The organism is Chryseobacterium sp. WG23 (genome assembly GCF_024586575.1).
Classification (GTDB): Bacteria; Bacteroidota; Bacteroidia; order Flavobacteriales; family Weeksellaceae; genus Chryseobacterium.
The window spans coordinates 319,702-339,436 of record NZ_JALCZE010000001.1 but is presented as its reverse complement, the minus strand read 5'-3'; the positions used below and the strand labels follow the sequence as shown (position 1 = coordinate 339,436).

General features: G+C 35.3%; 18 protein-coding genes. 5 read left to right on the top strand and 13 right to left on the bottom strand.

Features of this window, described 5'->3' with window-relative positions; translation table 11 throughout:
* The first annotated feature begins 15 nt into the window (after positions 1-15).
* Together MP477_RS01565 and MP477_RS01560 are read left to right on the top strand one after the other, a co-directional pair.
* Entirely contained in the window at positions 16-579 is a 564-nt protein-coding gene (locus tag MP477_RS01565) for a Crp/Fnr family transcriptional regulator (protein ID WP_257188891.1), read from the top strand.
* Between the two features lie 467 nt (positions 580-1,046).
* A complete protein-coding gene (locus tag MP477_RS01560; protein ID WP_257188890.1) occupies positions 1,047-1,550 on the top strand; it encodes a GNAT family N-acetyltransferase in 504 nt (167 codons plus the stop codon).
* 184 nt (positions 1,551-1,734) lie between these two features.
* On the opposite strand, the gene MP477_RS01555 is transcribed toward MP477_RS01560, so the two are convergent.
* The 10 genes from MP477_RS01555 to MP477_RS01510 all read right to left on the bottom strand — a co-directional run bounded on the left by MP477_RS01555 (position 1,735) and on the right by MP477_RS01510 (position 13,020).
* The gene (locus MP477_RS01555; RefSeq protein WP_257188889.1) at positions 1,735-2,553 is read right to left on the bottom strand and encodes a DUF4393 domain-containing protein; all 819 of its coding nucleotides are present in this window, start codon (positions 2,551-2,553) and stop codon (positions 1,735-1,737) included.
* Between the two features lie 140 nt (positions 2,554-2,693).
* Entirely contained in the window at positions 2,694-3,521 is an 828-nt protein-coding gene (locus MP477_RS01550) for a GLPGLI family protein (RefSeq protein WP_230035519.1), read from the bottom strand.
* 85 nt (positions 3,522-3,606) lie between these two features.
* Positions 3,607-4,968, bottom strand: coding sequence for an MATE family efflux transporter (locus MP477_RS01545; protein WP_230035521.1), 1,362 nt, complete (start codon positions 4,966-4,968; stop codon positions 3,607-3,609).
* Positions 4,969-5,067: 99 nt separating this feature from the next.
* Positions 5,068-6,252, bottom strand: a complete 1,185-nt coding sequence (locus tag MP477_RS01540; protein ID WP_257188888.1) for a sigma-54 dependent transcriptional regulator — start codon at positions 6,250-6,252, stop codon at positions 5,068-5,070.
* 56 nt (positions 6,253-6,308) lie between these two features.
* Positions 6,309-6,968 carry a YggS family pyridoxal phosphate-dependent enzyme gene (locus tag MP477_RS01535; RefSeq protein ID WP_257188887.1) on the bottom strand — a complete coding sequence of 220 codons (660 nt, stop codon included), beginning with the start codon at positions 6,966-6,968 and terminating at the stop codon, positions 6,309-6,311.
* 76 nt (positions 6,969-7,044) lie between these two features.
* The gene (locus MP477_RS01530) at positions 7,045-7,905 is read right to left on the bottom strand and encodes a polysaccharide deacetylase family protein (protein WP_257188886.1); all 861 of its coding nucleotides are present in this window, start codon (positions 7,903-7,905) and stop codon (positions 7,045-7,047) included.
* A gap of 310 nt (positions 7,906-8,215) precedes the next feature.
* Positions 8,216-8,941: a DUF72 domain-containing protein gene (locus MP477_RS01525; RefSeq protein WP_257188885.1), complete on the bottom strand. Its 726-nt coding sequence runs from the start codon at positions 8,939-8,941 to the stop codon at positions 8,216-8,218.
* A 4-nt stretch (positions 8,942-8,945) separates the two neighbouring features.
* Positions 8,946-11,798: a heavy metal translocating P-type ATPase gene (locus MP477_RS01520; RefSeq protein WP_257188884.1), complete on the bottom strand. Its 2,853-nt coding sequence runs from the start codon at positions 11,796-11,798 to the stop codon at positions 8,946-8,948.
* A 269-nt stretch (positions 11,799-12,067) separates the two neighbouring features.
* Positions 12,068-12,628 (bottom strand): AraC family transcriptional regulator, encoded by a 561-nt coding sequence (locus tag MP477_RS01515; RefSeq protein ID WP_257188883.1) that lies wholly within the window; start codon positions 12,626-12,628, stop codon positions 12,068-12,070.
* On the bottom strand, positions 12,625-13,020 hold the full coding sequence (locus MP477_RS01510; RefSeq protein WP_230035534.1) for an acyl-CoA thioesterase: 396 nt from the start codon (positions 13,018-13,020) through the stop codon (positions 12,625-12,627). Before MP477_RS01510 ends, MP477_RS01515 begins: the two co-directional genes overlap by 4 nt.
* Positions 13,021-13,597: 577 nt before the next feature.
* On the opposite strand from MP477_RS01510, the gene MP477_RS01505 reads away from it, so the two are divergent.
* On the top strand, positions 13,598-13,972 hold the full coding sequence (locus MP477_RS01505) for an RNA-binding protein (RefSeq protein WP_209799804.1): 375 nt from the start codon (positions 13,598-13,600) through the stop codon (positions 13,970-13,972).
* 39 nt (positions 13,973-14,011) lie between these two features.
* On the opposite strand, the gene MP477_RS01500 is transcribed toward MP477_RS01505, so the two are convergent.
* Genes MP477_RS01500 through MP477_RS01490 form a run of 3 tightly spaced genes read right to left on the bottom strand, consistent with a single transcriptional unit; the run spans position 14,012 to position 16,890 of the window.
* Positions 14,012-15,775 (bottom strand): DUF4153 domain-containing protein, encoded by a 1,764-nt coding sequence (locus MP477_RS01500; protein WP_257188882.1) that lies wholly within the window; start codon positions 15,773-15,775, stop codon positions 14,012-14,014.
* 12 nt (positions 15,776-15,787) lie between these two features.
* Positions 15,788-16,279, bottom strand: coding sequence for a BlaI/MecI/CopY family transcriptional regulator (locus MP477_RS01495; RefSeq protein ID WP_230035538.1), 492 nt, complete (start codon positions 16,277-16,279; stop codon positions 15,788-15,790).
* 8 nt (positions 16,280-16,287) lie between these two features.
* Positions 16,288-16,890, bottom strand: a complete 603-nt coding sequence (locus tag MP477_RS01490; protein ID WP_257188881.1) for a phosphatase PAP2 family protein — start codon at positions 16,888-16,890, stop codon at positions 16,288-16,290.
* A 125-nt stretch (positions 16,891-17,015) separates the two neighbouring features.
* Here MP477_RS01490 and pdhA point away from each other — a divergent pair, with 125 nt between their 5' ends.
* Complete coding sequence (gene pdhA / locus MP477_RS01485) at positions 17,016-18,017, top strand: pyruvate dehydrogenase (acetyl-transferring) E1 component subunit alpha (RefSeq protein WP_230035542.1); 1,002 nt, start codon at positions 17,016-17,018, stop codon at positions 18,015-18,017.
* 98 nt (positions 18,018-18,115) lie between these two features.
* On the top strand, positions 18,116-19,726 hold the full coding sequence (locus MP477_RS01480) for a 2-oxo acid dehydrogenase subunit E2 (protein ID WP_257188880.1): 1,611 nt from the start codon (positions 18,116-18,118) through the stop codon (positions 19,724-19,726).
* Positions 19,727-19,735: the final 9 nt, after the last annotated feature.

The window sequence follows — 19,735 nt, the reverse complement described above, 5'->3', positions numbered from 1 at the left end:
TTGTCCCGGACCAGCATGTTAAGAACGAATCATACATTTTTAAACTATCTCGAAGATCTTTACACAAAACAGGAGAATAAGGAACATATTGCCGTAAAATCTTTTTCCAGAGGCAAAAAGATAACGGTACAGGGTGAGCCGCTCTCCAGCGTTATCCTGATTAAAAAAGGAGTTGCCAAGTGTTTTTTAATGGAAGAAAACGGGAAAGAATATATTGTTGAATTTTTGGGAAGCGGAGAAATTATCGGGGAAGTAGAGGTGATCAAAAATAACAATTGTTTATGCAGTGTTGAAGCCCTATCAGAAGTAGAGGTTTATGCAGTGGGTATTCCTTTTTTCAGGTCCTTGATTAAAAATGATCTCCGTCTGAATAACCTACTGTTGGAATCCTTCGCAGAACGGATTATTAATACTTCCAGCAGAGCGTCTTATCAGCAGCTGTATACGATAGAACATACTTTAACCCAGCTCATGCAAATGCAGGAGAAACAAGGTATTCAAATTTCTAAAGAAGACACGGCAGCTTATCTGGGAATAACGGTGAGAAGTTTAAACAGGATTCTAAAGGATTTGAAATAAAACAACCTAAAGCTGTATAGGTAGATTCTGGCTGAAAATATTAGATTTTTTCACGATTCCTACTGCAAAATATTGTACTTGTTTACACGTTTTATTTTAACCACAAATCGAAGATTCGACGTAGTCAAAAGTTACAAAGTCTCTTGAACACTTAAGTTTAATAAAGTTTTGAAAACAATATCATTAATGCTCACCTAAGTTTTAAAAAAATCAAAGATTTTTTGCTTAAGTGTACTTTTAATTTTCAATCAGTTTAAGCTTAAAATAAACTAAAGTGTTTATAACGTTTCACTCAGCTTTTGTGACTCAATTTTAATTAGTTTAAACAGGCTTATTATTTTGAGGTCCATGTTGAAATAGTAGGGGTTTGTTCTGTTTAAACATGCAATTTATAAAATATGCTCTATTTGTTAAGGGGTGTTTTTAAAATTTATTATTTTTGTGTTGAAAAAGTTGAATCATTATCAATGGAAAAATTAAAGTTCAGAAATGCTGAGAGGACTGATTTAAATAAAATTGTAGCCATCTACAATTCAACTATTGCTTCAAGAATGGTAACTGCAGATATGGAAGAAGTATCCGTAGAAAGTAAGCAAGAATGGTTTGAGGAGCATAACCCTGAAACAAGACCATTTTGGATCGTTGAAGATTCTGAAGACCAGGTCATAGGATGGGTAAGTTTCAGTTCATTCCATGAAAGAGCTGCGTACAGCGGAACGGTAGAGGTAAGCATTTATCTGGATGAAAGCTGCAGAGGAAAAGGCTATGGTAAAACAATCCTTCAGTATTGTATTGATAATGCCGGAAAATTCGGAGTCCATAATCTGGTGGCACTTATTTTCCTTCATAATGAACCTAGCTTAAAACTATTCCGGCACTTCGGATTTGAAGATTGGGGAACCCTTCCCAACGTAGCCGTTCTGGATGGAATTGAAAGAAGTTTAAAGATCCTGGGGAAAAAGATTGGATAAATATTGATATTTCAGAGTGTTTTTTGAATGATTTCTCGCTTATTTTACAAATTAAGCAGATGTTTGAGAAGAACTTACGTTATATAATCAAGATCCGCAAGAATATAAACTTAACCATATAAGTTAAAAGCAATTGTTTCCTGATAGGAAACAACTGTTTTTGACTCATTGACTGATAAATTTTTTATTTATCTACGACGACACTTTGAATAAATTCATTTCCGAAGGAAGTAGTTCTAACAAGTTTTCTTTTAAGTACTAATTTCCGATCAAGAGAATTTTGATTTTTCTCTTTTAAAACCGTAAATATAGGGCTGTTTTCTAATTCTTCATATCTACTTTCTTGTGTTAGCACTAAATCATGTGGAATTTCAAGTATACCTAAACGTATCAAATTATCTAAATAGGCTGGTATTAAATCTGGATTCTGAATATCTAAATTATTGTGAAAATGTGATTGGCTCTTTATTAATGGGATAAACCCTTCATCTTGTTGTTCTTTTCCATTAATATCAATAAGAGGATGAGTTTTATCTAAAATGAAAGCTTTTAACAAAATGGCTTCATCACTTGTTAAGTTTTTCAAAATTTCTACAAATCCAGGATGGGCATTTCTCATAGTTGCTTTATCCATTGAATTGGCTATAAGGTTTGCATATAATTCTCTTAAATATTCATCAGATCCAGTATATCTTAATGCCTCTATAGCAGGAACTGCAATTTTAGGATCGGGAGTTGTAATATTTTCAGTAGGAATTTTATCTAGTTTTTCACTGACTCTTTTAGAAATGTAATCTTCTATTTTTTCATATCCCCATACTAAAATTTTGATAGGAGCCAAAGCTATATTTATGGTTTTAGTAACTGTATGTAATGATTTTCCAATTTCCTGTGCTGAAGGTTGTATTGCATCTTGATAAACGGGAATTTCTTTTGCTAACCCTGTAATAGCATTAATTGTTGAGTTTATATTTGATTCTGGAGAAGTATTATTTTCATTCATATTCATTATTTTCTATTTTAAAAAGAAATAAATTACTAAAATAAATTAAATTTTTAAAATGGCTTTGATTTTTATTTTGAGTTTATGCTATGGAAGTAATTCATATTTATATTTTCTTGAAGAAATTGTGTTCAAAAATGTTATTTACTTTTGAATACCGGTTCCTTATCCTTTTCAATATAGATATATCGTCCTTTGATGCCTTTCTGAAGCATCTCTTTTTTCTTATTAAGTTCTTCAATAGATTCTATACTTTCATTTTTAAAGGTTGCTTTCTGACCGTTTTTTATATTTTCTGAAAACATTCTCGTAGGATTTTGGTAAATATCTGCAATATATGTATTGAATTTTTCGTTCGTTATAGGAATGGCAGGCTTTCCATAATGGGTTTCCACAAATTCTCTGGTGTCATAATCAGTATCAAGTTTCTTATTGTTGATCAGCTTGTATACAAAATTTTTGTCGGTATCTTCCAGGATAAAGATCAACCCCGGAAGTCCACGGAATTTATAAGGACCCTCCTTGATATTCACATCATTGGAGAACCAGGCGTTCCAGGTTCTGCCTCCAAAATCTGTGGTAGCTTTCTGAAGTGTATAGCCGTTGTATTGCTGGGTTTCCTGCAGCAGCTTCCATTTCATTTCATCATTTGTTTCTACAACAAAATAATCAAAAAAGTCTCTGTACCATTTGTTTTTGAAAGAATCGGGTTTTCTTTCGATGACCTGGTCGGTTTTTGTACTGTAGCGGGAAATGGCTTCATGAGCCTGTTTATTTATAGAGTCATAATCGGCAAAGGTTTTATCATAAAATGTAACAGATTTTGGATTGATATCCAGATTCATCATATTTTTTCTGTATTCTTCTGAAGCATCTTTCCGGTACTGAAGTTCATAGGTGAATCTATTGGTTTGCCCCTGGTAAAAAGATCCTGCGGATAAAGCAAGCAGGAATACTATTTTTTTCATGATAATTAATTAGGAGGCAAATGTAATAAAATCTAATAAAAACGCAGAGCTTTAAGCCCTGCGTTGATGTATTAATACGTTTTATTTAGGTATTCTGCTTAACTCTTTTCGCAGACATATTTAAAAATCGTTTGACTAGGAAGACGGCAGATACCGTTAAGCCTAATCCCAGAGCGATCCACATTCCGAAGGCTCCCATTTCTAAGGTTACACAAAAGAAATACCCTAAAGGAATAGTAATGACCCAATACGCTATAAAGGTGTAAATAGAAGGTATTTTAACGTCCTGTAACCCTCTCAGCATTCCCAGTGCCGTTACCTGTATTCCATCAGAAAGCTGGAATAAAGCGGCAATGATCATTAGCTTTGAGGCCAGGGTAATCACTTCCACTTCTTCTTTTTTAGTAAAGAAAGTAGGCAGTATATTTCTTCCTAAAATAAAGACCAGTCCGCAGATGCACATAAAAATAAAGGCGATCTTCAAATTATTAATTCCCACTTTTCTTAATTCCACAAAGTTCTGTTCACCAAGTTTTCTCCCGATCATTACCGTAGAAGCAACACTGAAACCTACACATAAGTTGAAGGTAAATGAAGCCATGCTGAGTGCAATCTGGTGTGAAGCAATATCATGAGCAGAAATAAGTCCACAGATGAAAGCTGCCCCGGCAAAAGCCGTTACTTCAAAGAACATCTGTAAAGCAGTTGGCAGGCCTAGTTTTATCATTTTATCGAACATTTTCTTTGAAAAATCCTGTATTTTTAAAGAGAAATCTTTGATATAACGTCTGGTTCTTTCTTCTTTAACCAATACAAAATAAAGAAACACAACCATAAAGATTCTGGAAATCAGTGTTGCCAGAGCAGATCCTTTTACGCCCATTGGAGGAAGCCCCCAAAGTCCCTTGATAAATACATAGTTCAAAGCAATATTGATGATATTGGCAATGATGGTAGCCTTGGTAACCCCAATTGTATAGGATAGCCCTTCAGAAACCTCACGAAGAGTCTGGAAAGCCATAAATGGGATCATACTGATGACCATAATACTTAAGAAGTCTACAGTATCTGGGATGATCTTTGCAGGCTGCCCGGAATGATAGAGTAGTGGCATTGCCAGAAGTAAGACCACCATCAGGATAATTCCTACAGACATATTGATCACAAATCCATGACTGAAAACAGAATTAATGGTTGCATGATCCTGTTTTGAATGTGCTTCCGATACCAATGGAGGTATAGCAAATGAAAATCCAAGTGCCAGTACAAAGATTGAGAAAAATACGGCATTTCCTAATGAAACAGAGGCTAGTGCATCCGCTCCCAAAAGTTGTCCGACAATGATATTGTCAAATAAATTTACTGAGACTTGCCCTACCTGGGTCAGCATGACAGGCAGAGCCAGAGTCAGGCATTCTTTCGTATATTTTTTGTTTAAAAAATTCATAATATTTTAAGATTCATATAGTTTATATTCAAAATAAGTCAAAAAAAAAATTTGCAGTACTGATACTGCAAATTTTTATATATTGTAAATAATAATTTATTATTTCCTTACAAAACTTGCAACGTCACTTTCAGAAACAGTGTTTCCACCAAGAATAATTAACCTCTCCACCACATTCCTTAGCTCTCTGATATTTCCAGTCCATGAAAGCGCTTTTAACGCTTCAATAGCTTTGTCATCAAATTTTTTCACAGCAGTACCGTGTTCATCGGCAATCATACCGGAGAAATGATCAACTAATAATTTGATGTCTTCTTTTCTTTCGTCCAATGGTGGAACGTAAATTTCAATAACAGAAAGTCTGTGGTAAAGGTCTTCTCTGAACTTTCCTTCCTCAATTTCTTTCTGCATGTTTTTATTGGTTGCCGCAATTACTCTTACGTCAACTTTTATTTCCTTATCACTTCCTACAGGAGAAACTTTGCTTTCCTGAAGAGCTCTCAGTACTTTCGCCTGAGCAATAAGGCTCATATCACCAATCTCATCCAAAAAGATAGTACCTCCGTTAGCCTGTTCAAATTTTCCCTGCTTATCCTTAATAGCACCGGTAAAAGATCCTTTTACGTGTCCGAAAAGTTCAGATTCAATAAGCTCAGAAGGAATAGCAGCACAGTTTACCTCAATCATCGGGCCTCTTGCACGCTCACTTTGATTGTGAATAGCATGGGCTACCAGTTCTTTTCCGGCACCATTAGGTCCGGTAATAAGTACTCTGGCATCAGAAACGGCTACTTTTTCGATCATATCCTGAATCTTCTGCAAAGCAGGAGAGGTTCCGATCATCTGATACTTTTTATTTACTTTTCTCTTTAATGTCTTGTTCTCCGTCTGAAGATTTTTATTCTCTTTCTTCAGGGTTTCCTTTACCAACGCATTTTTTACACTGGTGATCAGTCTGTTGATGTCAATAGGTTTGGAAATGAAGTCGTATGCACCCTCTCTAAGGCAGGAAACAGCAGAATCAATATCTGCGTGACCTGAGATCATGATAAAAGTAGTTTCAGGCTTTAAGGCTAGACTCTGTTTCAAAAGTTCGGTTCCTGAAAGCTTAGGCATCTTAATATCAGAAATCACTAAAGCGAAATCTTCTTTTTCTACCTGCTTGTAGCCTTCAAGGCCGTCTTCAGCGATAACAAATTCGTATTCGGTAAGTTCATCAGAAAGAATACTGTGAAGTACTCCCGAGATTGCTTTTTCGTCTTCTACTATAAGGATTTTTTGCATAGTTGCAAATTTAAATTTTTTGTTTCAATTATTAGCAAAAACTGTACCTAAAAATTCTATTTTGAATAATCTCTTCTCCCAAAAATAGCCGATCCAACCCTCACTGAATTGGCACCACATTCAATAGCTACCGGGAAATCATCACTCATACCCATTGATAAGGTTTTTAATGTTTTTAGTTTATTTAATTCATCAAAAAGGCCTTTTAGGGTTAAAAATTCTTTTCTCACCTGTTGTTCATCATCAGTAAAAGTCGCCATACCCATTAAACCGGTAATTTCAATATGAGAAAAATGGCCATCAATATACTTTTTAAACAGGTTTTCAGCCTCATGAATTTCAAGTCCGAATTTGCTGTCTTCAGCGGCAATTTTTACCTGCAGCAAAATTTTGATTATTCTGTTATTTTTTTTGGCTTCTTTATCAATTTCGGCTAATAATTTTTCAGAATCCACGCTTTGTATAGTGTCTATAAAAGAAGCGATATATTTTACTTTATTGGTCTGTAAATGCCCAATCAGATGCCACTGAATATCATCAGGAAGTAAAGGGGATTTTTCCATCAGTTCCTGAACTTTATTTTCGCCAAATACTTTTTGCCCCAAATCATAAACATCCTGTATGGCTGAAACAGGATGTGTTTTGGAAACAGCAACCAGCTGTACACCTTCCGGAAGCCGGTCTTTTATAATCTGATAATTTTCTTGAATACTCATAAATGCAAATTTCCGAAATTTACTTGACAGTTGCTGCCTATAGATTAATTTTAGATGATACTTTCTGTAAAAAACATTAATTCAATACTTCATTGATCTTCGGATATTGTGAAATCTTTCTGAAAACGAATTTGTTGCTTTTCTGCAGTTTTTCAATAAACAGATCTAGTTCGTTGATAGAATCAGTATCTCTAAGGTATTGATCGTGAGTAAGAAAAACAAGGTGTCTTGAAGTTTTTTCAAGATCATTAAGAAAGATGCTGTCTACTTTTTTTAGCATGGCTTCATGGCTCCCTTTTAAAGTCATTTTTTGAGAAGGTCTCCATTCCAGGTCCCATCCGATAACTTTATAGCCGGCATTTTTAAGCCCATTTGCAGCTAGAGTAGAGCTTTTAATATCAGTTACGTTAATATTGTTGAGTCTCCAGATATTCCTCCCGGGAGTTCTGGCAATTTTATCCTGAAGTTTAAGGCTGTCCTTGACGATATCGAAATCATGTACCACTGCCTGTGTATTCTTGTAAAAATCTGTGTATTTGTTGTGGGCATGGCTGAAGCTGTGATTGGCAAGCTCTACCAGAGGATTTTGCTTTAAAAGTTCAAAATCGTCCTTTTGCTTTTTACTTCCATAGGCATGTTTTCCTACAAGAAAAGCTGTAGCACATACATTTCTTTTATTCAGGATTTTTAACAGGTTTTCTGTGCCCTGATTCGGGCCGTCATCAAAGGTAAGGTAGATAATTCTTTTATCAGAATCTACATCTTCATCGTCTATTGTGGGGACTATTTCCGCGGTAGGATGTTCTTGTGAATTGAGCTTTTCATTCACATCATTCTTGAAGTTACAGCTGTTCAATAAAAACGAAGTTGCACTCATCAATGCAAGCATCCCGAGAAAAGTCGTGTTTTTTGACTTTCCCGCAAAAATTTTTCTCATAAAGGTAATGGAAATTAAATTGTTAAAAATCGTTAAAAATAACACTGAAAAGTTAACAAATTATATGCCATTATTCAAGGCGTTTTTTCTTTTTAAGGTTATTTTAAGAACTTTATTTTAAAGCATATTTCCATTAATCTATTGATTACAAGTTTATGATTTTGTTTTATTTGTTTTTTAACATTTATAAATGCGAAAACGATAGAGTTTCTCTATTTTTATTGAAGTTAAAAAAAATTTCCTGTTGTGGGGAATTATTTAACTTTAACAAATTGATATCGTTTATACTGTTGAAAAATTAAAAGTATTGTTATAAAATCTCTTTTAAATATATTGCATTTTTAATAGCGGAAGTTCCCCAGGTATTGTTGAAGAATATAAAGGCTGTTTGTTTTGCTGTCTTAAGTCTGGCAGCAAGATGATCAAGAAAATCATTGCTGTACTCAGACTTATAAAGAACAGGTTTTCCGTGTAATCTGTAGTAGATTATTTCAGGATGATTAATGATGACCTCTTCAGGAAGATTTCCGGGGAAGCTTACTCCTGAAAATACAATATTGATATTTTGTAAGAAATCAAATATTTCTTTCTGCCACCATGATTCGTGACGAAACTCAATGACATTTAAAAAATTAAAATCAAGATTATTAACGATCAGGTCGAGATTTTCCGGGGTATTTTTAAAAGAAGGAGGAAACTGATACAAAAAACCGGAGAGCTTATCCTTCAGGCTGTTTTGAATATGAGTACAGAAGTTTACAATATCCTCTTTTGATTCTGTAAGCCGTTTTTGATGAGTAATGGCTTTTGGGATTTTAATAAAGAACCTAAACAGATCAGGGGCGTCCTCATACCATTTTAAAAGAGTTTTAGCCGTTGGAATCCTATAAAATGTGGAGTTGATCTCTACAGCATTAAAAGCCCCGGCATATAAAGAAAGAAAATCTTTACTTGGTGCATTTTCAGGATACAGCGACCCTTTCCAGTCGTTATTATAAAATCCTGAGCATCCAATGTAAAGATTTTCTTTTTTCATGATATTATTTTATATCCAGATCTACGGAGTTTAGCCTCAATGAATTCAGAATCACAGATAAGGAACTTATACTCATGGCCGCAGCTGCAATCATAGGTGATAACAGAATTCCAAAGAATGGATACAATAATCCTGCCGCTACCGGAACTCCCAATACATTATAGATAAATGCAAAGAATAAATTTTCTTTAATGTTTTTAAGAAGCTTTTCGCTTAGCAGCTTAGCTTTTGCTACGCCCAGGATGTCTCCTTTGAGCAGTGTAATTTCTGCACTTTCTATAGCGACGTCCGTTCCTGTTCCCATAGCAATTCCTACATTGGATTGGGCAAGGGCAGGAGAGTCATTAATTCCGTCACCGGTCATGGCAACGATTTTTCCTTCTTGCTGCAGTTTTTTTACTTCATTCAGCTTATCCTCAGGAAGACAGTTGGCCTTAAAATGTTTGATTCCCAGCTCATCAGCCACTGCCTTGGCTGTGTGCTCATTATCTCCGGTTATCATCATAACATCAATTCCTTCACTCATCAGTCTTTCAACTGCTTTTTTGGAGCTTAGTTTTATTTTATCTGTAAAGCTTATAAAGCCCAATACTTTTTGATCCTGTGCAATATAAGAAATGGTATGTGCTTTTGACTGTACTTCTATTGCTTTTTGTTTTAAACTATCAGGAATCATAATCTGGTGTGAAGCGAGAAGGTTCTCGTTTCCAAGGTAAGCTGTCTTCCCATTGATATTCCCTTTCACTCCTTTTCCCGAAATATTTTCAAACTGATCTACTTTTTCAGCAGCAATATTTTCTTCTTTTGCCCTTTTTATAACCGCATTGGATAAAGGGTGTTCAGAATTTTGGTTGAGCGAAAATGCCAACTGTAAGATTTGATTTTTGTCTTCGCTGTTTACGGTCTCAATATGTTCCAAAGAAGGTTTTCCTTCCGTTAAAGTTCCTGTTTTATCAGTGATCAGAACATTTACCTTATTCATTTGTTCCAGTGCTTCTGCATTTTTGATCAGGATGCCACTCTTAGCTCCTTTCCCGATTCCTACCATCAGAGACATAGGGGTTGCCAGTCCAAGAGCACATGGACAAGCTACAATTAGAACGGCCACAGCATTTACGAAAGCAAATAGACTTCTTTTTCCTTCCGGTCCAAAAAACTGCCATAGAAAAAAGGTAAGTACAGCAATAAGAATTACTACAGGAACAAATACTTTTGAAACTTTATCAGTAAGCTTCTGGATAGGTGCTTTGCTTCTGCTGGCTTCATTTACCATTTTAATGATTTGTGAAAGAAGGGTTTCGTCACCCACTTTTTCAGCTTTCATAATGAATACCTGATTTCCATTGATGGTTCCCGAAGAAACTTTATCATCAACACTTTTTTCCACAGGAACAGGCTCTCCCGTAATCATGCTTTCATCTACAATAGAGCTCCCTTCTGTAATTTTTCCGTCAACCGGAATTTTTTCGCCGGGTTTTACTTTTAGCGAGTCTCCGATTTTTACCTGAGAAAGCAAGACTTTTTTCTCTTCACCATTGATGATAAGGTTAGCTTCATCCGGTGACAGGTTCATTAATTCTTTAATGGCATTTCCTGTTTTCTTATGAGCTGCTGCTTCCATCAACTGTCCTAAAATAACCAATGTTAAAATGACACAGACAGCTTCGAAATATAATGGGATTTCATGATTATGTCCACGGATTTCATGCGGGATAATATCCGGGAAAGCTAATGCTGTAATACTGAATATAAATGCTGCTGCCACTCCCAGTGCAATAAGACTGAACATATTGAGGTTCCATGTTTTGAAAGAAACCCAGCCTCTTTTCAGCAAGAACCACCCGGAATAAAACATAACGGGAAGTGTCAAAGCCAGTTCAATAAATCCCTGAACCTGATGGGAAAAAGGAAAATTAATAAACATTCCACCCATTGAAAGGATGAAAACAGGGATGGTAAAAGCCAATGAAGTAATAAATTTCCTTTTTAACAGAGTATAGGTTTCATCTTCCTCATCATCTCCGCTGTCTGGCATTCTTACCAGGTCCATTCCGCAAATAGGGCAGTCTCCGGGTTCATCACGAATGATTTCAGGATGCATAGGACAGGTATATTTAGCTGTTTTCTTCTCAGGATATTTTACCAGATCCATTCCACATACAGGGCAACCTACGTTAGAATCATAAGTTTTATCACCTTCACAATACATGGGGCAATAGTATTTTCCTGCCATTTCATCCGTCACTGCAGGAGCTGCATGGTGATCGCTGTGATCATGAGTGTGGGAGTGATGATGGCTGTGGGTATCTGCATTTTTTACAAGATCCGCAGTGATTTCTTCTAAATGCATATGGCATACCGGACAATCGCCTTTTTCATCATATACTTTGTCGCCTTCGCAGAACATCGGACAATAATGTTTTCCAATGCTGGTTTTGAAATTGTCCGGAAGGTGAGTGGATGAATAGGTTGGCTTGTGATTGGGATCTTTTGCCAGTTTTTCTTCAATAGGAACTAAATACATCTTGCATACAGGACACCTTTCCCCCTGTTTGAAATATACTTTATCGCCTTCACATTCCATCGGGCAATAATATACTGAAGATGGAGATATGCGATCCTGGGGCTTTACAAAAGCCTTGTCCGGATTATTCGGATCTTCAAGTTTATATTTTCCTATTTCGGCTAAAGCATTATTCAAAACAGACAGTTCAACGCTGTGATCAGAGGAGATTGTTGCTGTATTGTTCTCCAGGTTTACATCGGCTTTCACACCCTCTATGCTGTTCAGTTGATTGGAAATCTTTTTCTGGCAGCCTGAACAGGTCATTCCGAGTATTTTATACTGTTGTTCCATGATTCTTAAATTTATATTACAAATTTCCAAAAAGGAAGAATAATGCTGTTATAAATTTAAGGATAATAGTTATAAAATTTGGTTAAAAGGTTTTAGAGTGGAGAATATTAAGGTGAGAGAGTATTAGAGTAAGAGGGTGGGAGGGTATATATTTTCTTATAAGGAAGACAAATAGGAAAAACTTTATCCATATTAAGGCATGAAATGTAATTATTCGAATACTGCTTATATTCTTATGATACTAAACCTTCCGGCACTCTTACTCAAACTTAAAGATTATCCAGAGGTTTTCTGTGATGATCTTTCAGTTTCTTGAATTCAGTGGGGGTAAAACCAGTACTGTTCCGAAATTGGGTAGAAAGGTGCTGGACACTTTTATAGCCCAGCTTTCCCGCAATCTCGGTAAGATTGAATTCATTATATAAAAGGAGTTCTTTTACTTTTTCAATTTTTTGGAGAATAAAGAATTGCTCCAGGGTAATGTTTTCGTTTTGTGAAAACGTTTTGGAAAGAGCACTGTAATCTTTATGGAGCTTTGAACTTAAAAATTCGGAAAGCAAAAAATTATCAGCAATGTCAAGTTCACTGACCTTTACAATGATAAGATTTTTGATTTTTTCAATCAGTTGATGAGCTGAATCCATAATTCTCTCAAAACCGGTTTCAAGCAGCTCTTTTTCAATGGTCTTCATTTTGTCAGCTGGTATTTCAGTTTCAGTTTCCACTTCGCCCAATATAACGGAGCTTATTTTCACATCAGCCTTGCTGAAGATATCTTCAACCGCAGAAATACATCTGTTGCAGACCATGTTTTTTATGAAAATTGTCATAAACTGCTGTTTAATCTGTCTTTTACAAATTCAATCTGAGTTTTACCGTGAGGAGCAGGGTTTCCATCCTGATCAAGATTCACCATTACAATTTTATCAACCGTAATAATCGTTTGATGGGTCATCTTGTTTCGGACATCACATTTAAGAGTGACAGAAGAAGAACCGAAGTGGATAGCTTCTATGCCTATTTCTATGATATCTCCCTGTTTTGCAGAGCTTACAAAATTAATTTCGGAGATGAATTTTGTGACTACTTTTGTGTTTTCCAACTGAATAATTGCATATAAAGCAGCTTCTTCATCAATCCACTGTAAAAGTCTTCCTCCGAAAAGAGAATGATTGGGATTCAAATCTTCAGGTTTTACCCATTTTCTGGTATGGTAGTTCATAATTCTAATAATTTGTTTTGCAAATTTAATGTTTAAAACCGGGCTTTTCAAAAGAATGGCATTTATTGATGGAAAGAATATCATTCATTTTCTCAATCGTTTTCTCTTTGAGGCTGAGAAGATCCTTAATTGTCTTTATTTTTCATAATTTTTAACATATAAAAGACTTTGTTTCTTGGAAAATAGGGTTTATGACTTCTTAGTTTTTACTATTATTATGTTCAGATTGATTATTTTTGCTCTCATTGTCCACAGAAGATAGTTTTATTTAAGTAAAAATGAAAGTTAATTCCATGAAAAAAGCAATGTTTTATCATCAATTATTATGTTAACTAATTTTAACTTATATCTGTATTTTTATAAATAAATATTGTAAAACGATAATTATTTATTGCTGATTAATTAAAATAAATTATAAAAGGCCAATAAAAGTTGGAGACAGGTAAAAAATATTTTGATTTTAGATTTTTTATTGTATCTTGCATTCGTTTATATTTGGAATCAATATTTGTTCATTAATTTATGTTGCTTTTCTTTTATATACCAAATTTTTATTAATTTTTTAATTTTATTTAAAATGAACATTTTTGTTTCAAACATCAATTACGCAACTAAAGAGTATGAGTTGCATGATCTATTCGCAGAATTTGGTGATGTATCATCAGCTAAAATCGTTACAGACAGAGAAACTGGTCGTTCAAGAGGTTTCGGTTTTGTAGAGATGGGTGATGAAGAAGGACAGCAGGCTATCGAAGCTCTTAATCAGAAAGAATTCAACGGAAAAGAGCTTAACGTATCTGAAGCTAAACCTAGAGAAGAGAAACCAAGAAGAAGTTTCGATAACAACAGAGGTGGTGGTTATGGAAACAACAGAGGTGGTGGAAGCGGAAGCTACGGAAATAACCGTGGCGGAGGTGATCGCGGAGGAAACGGCGGTGGAAAACGTTGGTAAAAAATATGAAGCGGCTTTTAAGCCGCTTTTTTTATGTCTTTATTTTTCTTTGATCAGGAATAAAGCATCATTATAGTAAATATTTCCGGAATCTTTTTGTTTGGTGACGGAAGGGAAAATAATCTTAATGTGATATTTACCCAGATCACTTTCTACGGAAACTTCTTTTAATTTTACCGTTCTGCCAGTGCGTATATTATTTTTAAATAGCTTATCAATAGCCGGAGTAAAATCTACTTCTTCTTTTGAATTCAGAATTACTTTGATCTTTTCAGTCTTGTTGTCGATAAGAAACAGATCTCCGTTAATTTTTTTTGATTCCTGGCTATAGCTTTGAAATTTAATTAAATACTGATAGTTTCCAATATTTACTACATCTGTCTCTGACTCAAGTGTCAGTTGTTCATAGGCAAGTGTTCCGGAATGTTTATCAGCATAAGTAAAAGAATTTCTCAGGCTGTTATTGATTGCCCAGTAATAGGGTTCTTCGAAATCTTTTGACAATTTGCCCCGCATTGTAGGATCAACAAGATTAAGTAAAAAACTTTCCTGTTTTCTTACAATCAAAAATTCAAACTGTGATGCCATTTTATTAATCGCAGCATCTGATATCTTTTTATTGAAATCTATTTTATTATTTGTAAGTAAGTTATTTTCCTTTAAAAGCTTCATGAGTTCACTTTTCTGGCTTCTTTTGGCGACGCTAAAAGCATTTAGATAAGGAAATACCAGTGAAAAGGCTCCAAATATAAATAAGCTTACGGGAATAAATTTTATGCTCGGTTTTTTGATAAAAATGAAATAAACAATTAAACTTGTCAGCCATACAGCAAGGAGTAAAACAAAATATCTTGGCTCTGTATATCCATATTCTAAAAGTCTGGTGAAAATGGCAACAAAAAGTAGGATTACCAGAGGAATAACAGTATAATAAAATAATCTTGAAAATACTTTGACCCAAGATCTTGTATGATCTTCTTTTAATGGATGTACAAGCAGTAAAGCAAGAATTCCTACAATACTGTAAGCTAGAATCAGATAAGAAACCCATCCTCTTGGAAGCTCCCAGTTGATCAGTATTTTAAGTGAATAAAAGTAAAGAATAACGGCATAGATACAAAGAAGCGGAATCAGAATAAACTGAGTGAAGAATTTTAAAACAACAGGATATTTGCTGTCTTTTTCAAGGTTGGGTAAACCTTTTTCATTAAAAATCAGAAAAATGAGGCAGCTTCCGGCAATAGCCAGAAAAAAGAATACATCAAAGTAAATTCTATCATTAAACTGAAAGTCAAACAGTTTGTCAATGGCTAAAATAGCCAGTTCTACTCCGGCAGTAAGGACTCCTGTGAATATAGCCGTAAGTACGATATTAACAAATAGGTTTTTGTTATACTGCCAGAAATTAAGCTCCCTATCCTTATTTAAAAAGGCTACAAAAGAAACCAGCAGGTGAGAAAGAATGAATGCTACAGCAATGATGTATCCATAGACTTCAGTAAAATCTTTCTTGTTACCAGGTAGTATAAAAAATAATCCTATCAGACCAATAACTCCTGCTAATTCTAGTAGATAACGTTTTCCTATCCGTTGGGAAAGTATTTTCAATGCAAACATCAATGATATTCCCAGACCGGAACAAATAGTGAACATATAGCATGTGAAAGAATCATTTCTTGACCTTGTGGTCTCATATAAATAAATAGCACCAACAGAAGTTAACAGAGCCATGAAGAGAACCATCGGATAACGCAATATAACTTCTTTGGCTTTTCCTGTTATCTCAAGAAATTTTGTTTTCATAGGCCATAGTATTTATATTTTTTTCTTCTTTTTCTTTTTGTCTTTTTCTTTATCCTTTTCTTTTACTTTTGTTTTTTTCTCTTTTTTAGGACTTAAAATTTCATCAGCGACCTCAAATTTCGGCTCTTCTACTTTGGTAGGTTTTATTTCAATTTTAAGATCGAAATACCCTTTCAGATCATTCTGGGAGATTAGCTTTTCATTCATTAAAAATTCCAGAATCTCTTTTCCGGAATCATTAAAAAAGTGATGGGAAAGTTCTTTCAACAGAAATTTTTTATATTCTTCAAAAGGAACAAGTACTGAATATTTAAAAATCCTGCCTTCCTTTACAGTAGACAAATAGCCTTTTTCAACTAATATTTTTAAATAAGTAGAGACGGTGTTCTGGTGTGGTTTGGGTTCCGGATGCTGTTCCATAACATCCTTAAGATAAAAGGAATTCAACTTCCAAAACAGCTTCATAAAGTTTTCCTCCGCGGCAGTAAGATGATTTATTTTCATATATTCTTCTAATGTTGAAATTGTATATTGCAATAAAGATAGATAAAAGATATTAAAAATGCTATTCCTGCGCCCATAAATACTTCTTTAATGGTGTGCCTTTTTAGAATGATTCTTGTAATTCCCACCAAAGCAGCAATCCCCAGCCACAGAATCCCCAGCTTCCAGTTTAATGAGAAAAATAAAGCTGCTACAAATACATTGAAGGCTGTATGCATGGAACTTTTAATATAAAGATTACTGATCTGCAAAGCGATAAGAAGAATAAGGATAAACAGCATGGTAAGGTCTATATATCCGTTTCTGAGATAATTAAAAAGAAGATAGACAAGTACGCAGACAGCAATAAATACATATAATGTTTTTCTCTGTACCCGGTTCGAAACATCCATATTGGTGTACCTTCCCGTTTTTACATTCCATACCAGCCAGATAATGACAGGTAACATAATCATCAATAAGATAGGCACGAAGTATAATAAGGAATCTTTTAGTGTATATGACTGTACACTCATATAAATGAAAAAGATAAAAAGTGAGACCAAAGGATTGAAAAAATCAGAGATGATCTTTGAAATTTTGTGCGTGAATGAAGAGTTCTTTTCTTCCATGTTTAAGTTTAAAAGTCAAATATAACACTATAACCAAAAAAACAATTGATATGTATACAATAAAAACAAAGTTTTTTTCATAATTTTGCTCAACTATTTCATCATAAAAAAGCAAGAGCTAACACATGAAAGAATTTTCTAAAGAGGTATACCTGAAGTGGTATGAAGATATGACAATGTGGAGAAGGTTTGAAGACAAATGCCGTTCTCTTTATCTAAAACAAAAGATCAGAGGCTTTTTACATTTGTACAACGGTCAGGAAGCAATCCCTGCCGGATTCACGCATGCAATGGACTTAACGAAGGACAGTATGATTACTGCTTACAGATGCCATATCCATCCAATGGCGATGGGAGTAGATCCTAAGAGAATCATGGCGGAACTTTGCGGTAAAGCAACCGGTACTTCCGGAGGTATGGGTGGTTCTATGCACATTTTCAGTAAAGAGCACCGTTTCTATGGAGGTCATGGTATTGTAGGAGGACAGATTCCTTTAGGAGCTGGTATTGCTTTTGCAGATAAATATTTTGACAGAAAAGCTGTAAATATCTGTTTCTTTGGAGACGGAGCAGCAAGACAAGGCTCATTACATGAAACATTTAACATGGCAATGAACTGGAAACTTCCTGTAGTATTTGTTGTGGAAAACAACCAGTATGCAATGGGAACTTCTGTAAAAAGAACTGCTAACCACGAAGATATCTATAAGCTGGGATTAGGATATGAAATGCCTTGTCTTGCTGTAGATGCAATGGATCCTGAAAAAGTAGCTGAAGCTGCTTATGAAGCAATTGAAAGAGCAAGAAGAGGAGACGGACCAACATTCATTGAAGCAAGAACTTACCGTTACAGAGGACACTCTATGTCTGATGCGGAGCCTTACAGATCAAAAGAAGAAGTGGCTGTACACAAAAATGATGACCCTATCGAATTGGTAAAACACAGAATTTTATCAAACGGATGGGCTACGGAAGAAGAATTGGAAGTGATGGATAACAAATCAAGAGATTTTGTGGACGAATGTATTGAGTTCATGGAAAACTCTCCATATCCTGATGCAGACAAAATCTATGAGTATGTATATGCTCAGGAGAATTACCCGTTCTTAGATAAATTAGAAAACTAAAAGATAATAGGTTAATCTGAAGATTTGAAAACAGTAGAGATCCTCATGGGCTCCAATCAAATTTTCAGATTGCTAAATTTTCAAATTATAAAAAAATTATGGCAGAAGTAATTACGATGCCCCGCCTTTCTGATACTATGACGGAAGGTAAAGTGGCAAAATGGCATAAAAAAGTAGGCGACAAAGTAAAAGAAGGCGATATTTTAGCTGAAATTGAAACTGATAAAGCAGTTCAGGATTTCGAATCTGAAATAGAAGGAACTCTTTTATACGTGGGTGTACAAGAAGGAGATGCTGCTGCTGTAGACTCTGTTTTGGCGATCATCGGTAATGAAGGAGAAGATATTTCAGGATTGAAAGGTGGTGCAGCTGCTTCCGGTGCAGGATCTGAAGAAAAAAAATCAGAAGAACAGCCTAAGTCAGAAACTCCGGTTGCTGCTGAACCTGCTGCGGCAGAAGTTCCGGCAGGAGTAGAGATTATTACAATGCCAAGACTTTCTGATACTATGACAGAAGGTAAAGTAGCTAAGTGGCACAAAAATGTAGGAGATACAGTAAAAGAAGGAGATCTTCTTGCTGAAATTGAAACAGATAAAGCGGTTCAGGATTTCGAATCTGAATTCAATGGAGTATTATTGAAGCAGGGTGTAGAAGAAGGTGGTGCCGCTCCGGTAGATTCCGTATTAGCAATGATTGGCCCTGCAGGAACAGATGTTTCAGCTGTAGGAGCTCCAAAAGCTGCTGCTCAGTCATCAGAAAAGCCTGCTGAACAAAAAGCGGAAACTAAAACAGAAGAAAAAGCTGCTCCGGCTGCAGATTCTTCATCTTCCGACAGAGTTGCAATTTCTCCATTAGCTAAAAAAATGGCTCAGGACAAAGGTGTTGATATCAACAGCGTTCAGGGTTCTGGAGAAAATGGAAGAATCGTTAAAAAAGATATTGAAAGCTATCAGCCATCTCAGGCGAAGCCAGCTGCTTCAGCTCCGGCTGCAAGTGCTGCTGCTCAAGTGGCAGTAAACTTCGTTCAGGGAGAAGATACGGAGACTCCAAACTCACAGGTAAGAAATATCATTGCGAAACGTCTTTCTGAAAGTAAATTCTCTGCACCTCATTATTATCTGATGGTTGAGATCAATATGGATAAAGCTATTGTAGCTAGACAGGAGATCAATTCTTTACCGGATACTAAAATTTCATTCAATGATATGATCATTAAAGCAACAGCGATTGCTTTAAGAAAACACCCTCAGGTAAATTCTAGCTGGGCAGGGGATAAGATCATCCATAGGGGGAATATCAATGTGGGAGTAGCCGTAGCGATTCCTGACGGATTAGTGGTTCCTGTATTGAAAAATACAGACCAGATGAGCTATACTCAGATTTCTGCATCCGTAAAAGATATGGCTTCAAGAGCTAAGAATAAAGGTCTTAAAGCTAATGAAATGGAAGGATCTACATTCTCTATTTCCAACCTGGGAATGTTCGGAATCGAAACATTTACAAGTATTATCAACCAACCCAACTCTGCCATTCTATCCGTAGGCGCAATTATTGAAAAACCAATTGTTAAGGACGGTCAGATTGTAGTAGGAAACACAATGAAGCTATCATTGGCATGTGACCACAGAGTAGTGGATGGGGCTACAGGTGCTCAATTCTTACAGACATTAAGAACATATTTAGAAAATCCATTAACATTGTTACTGTAATTTCTAAAC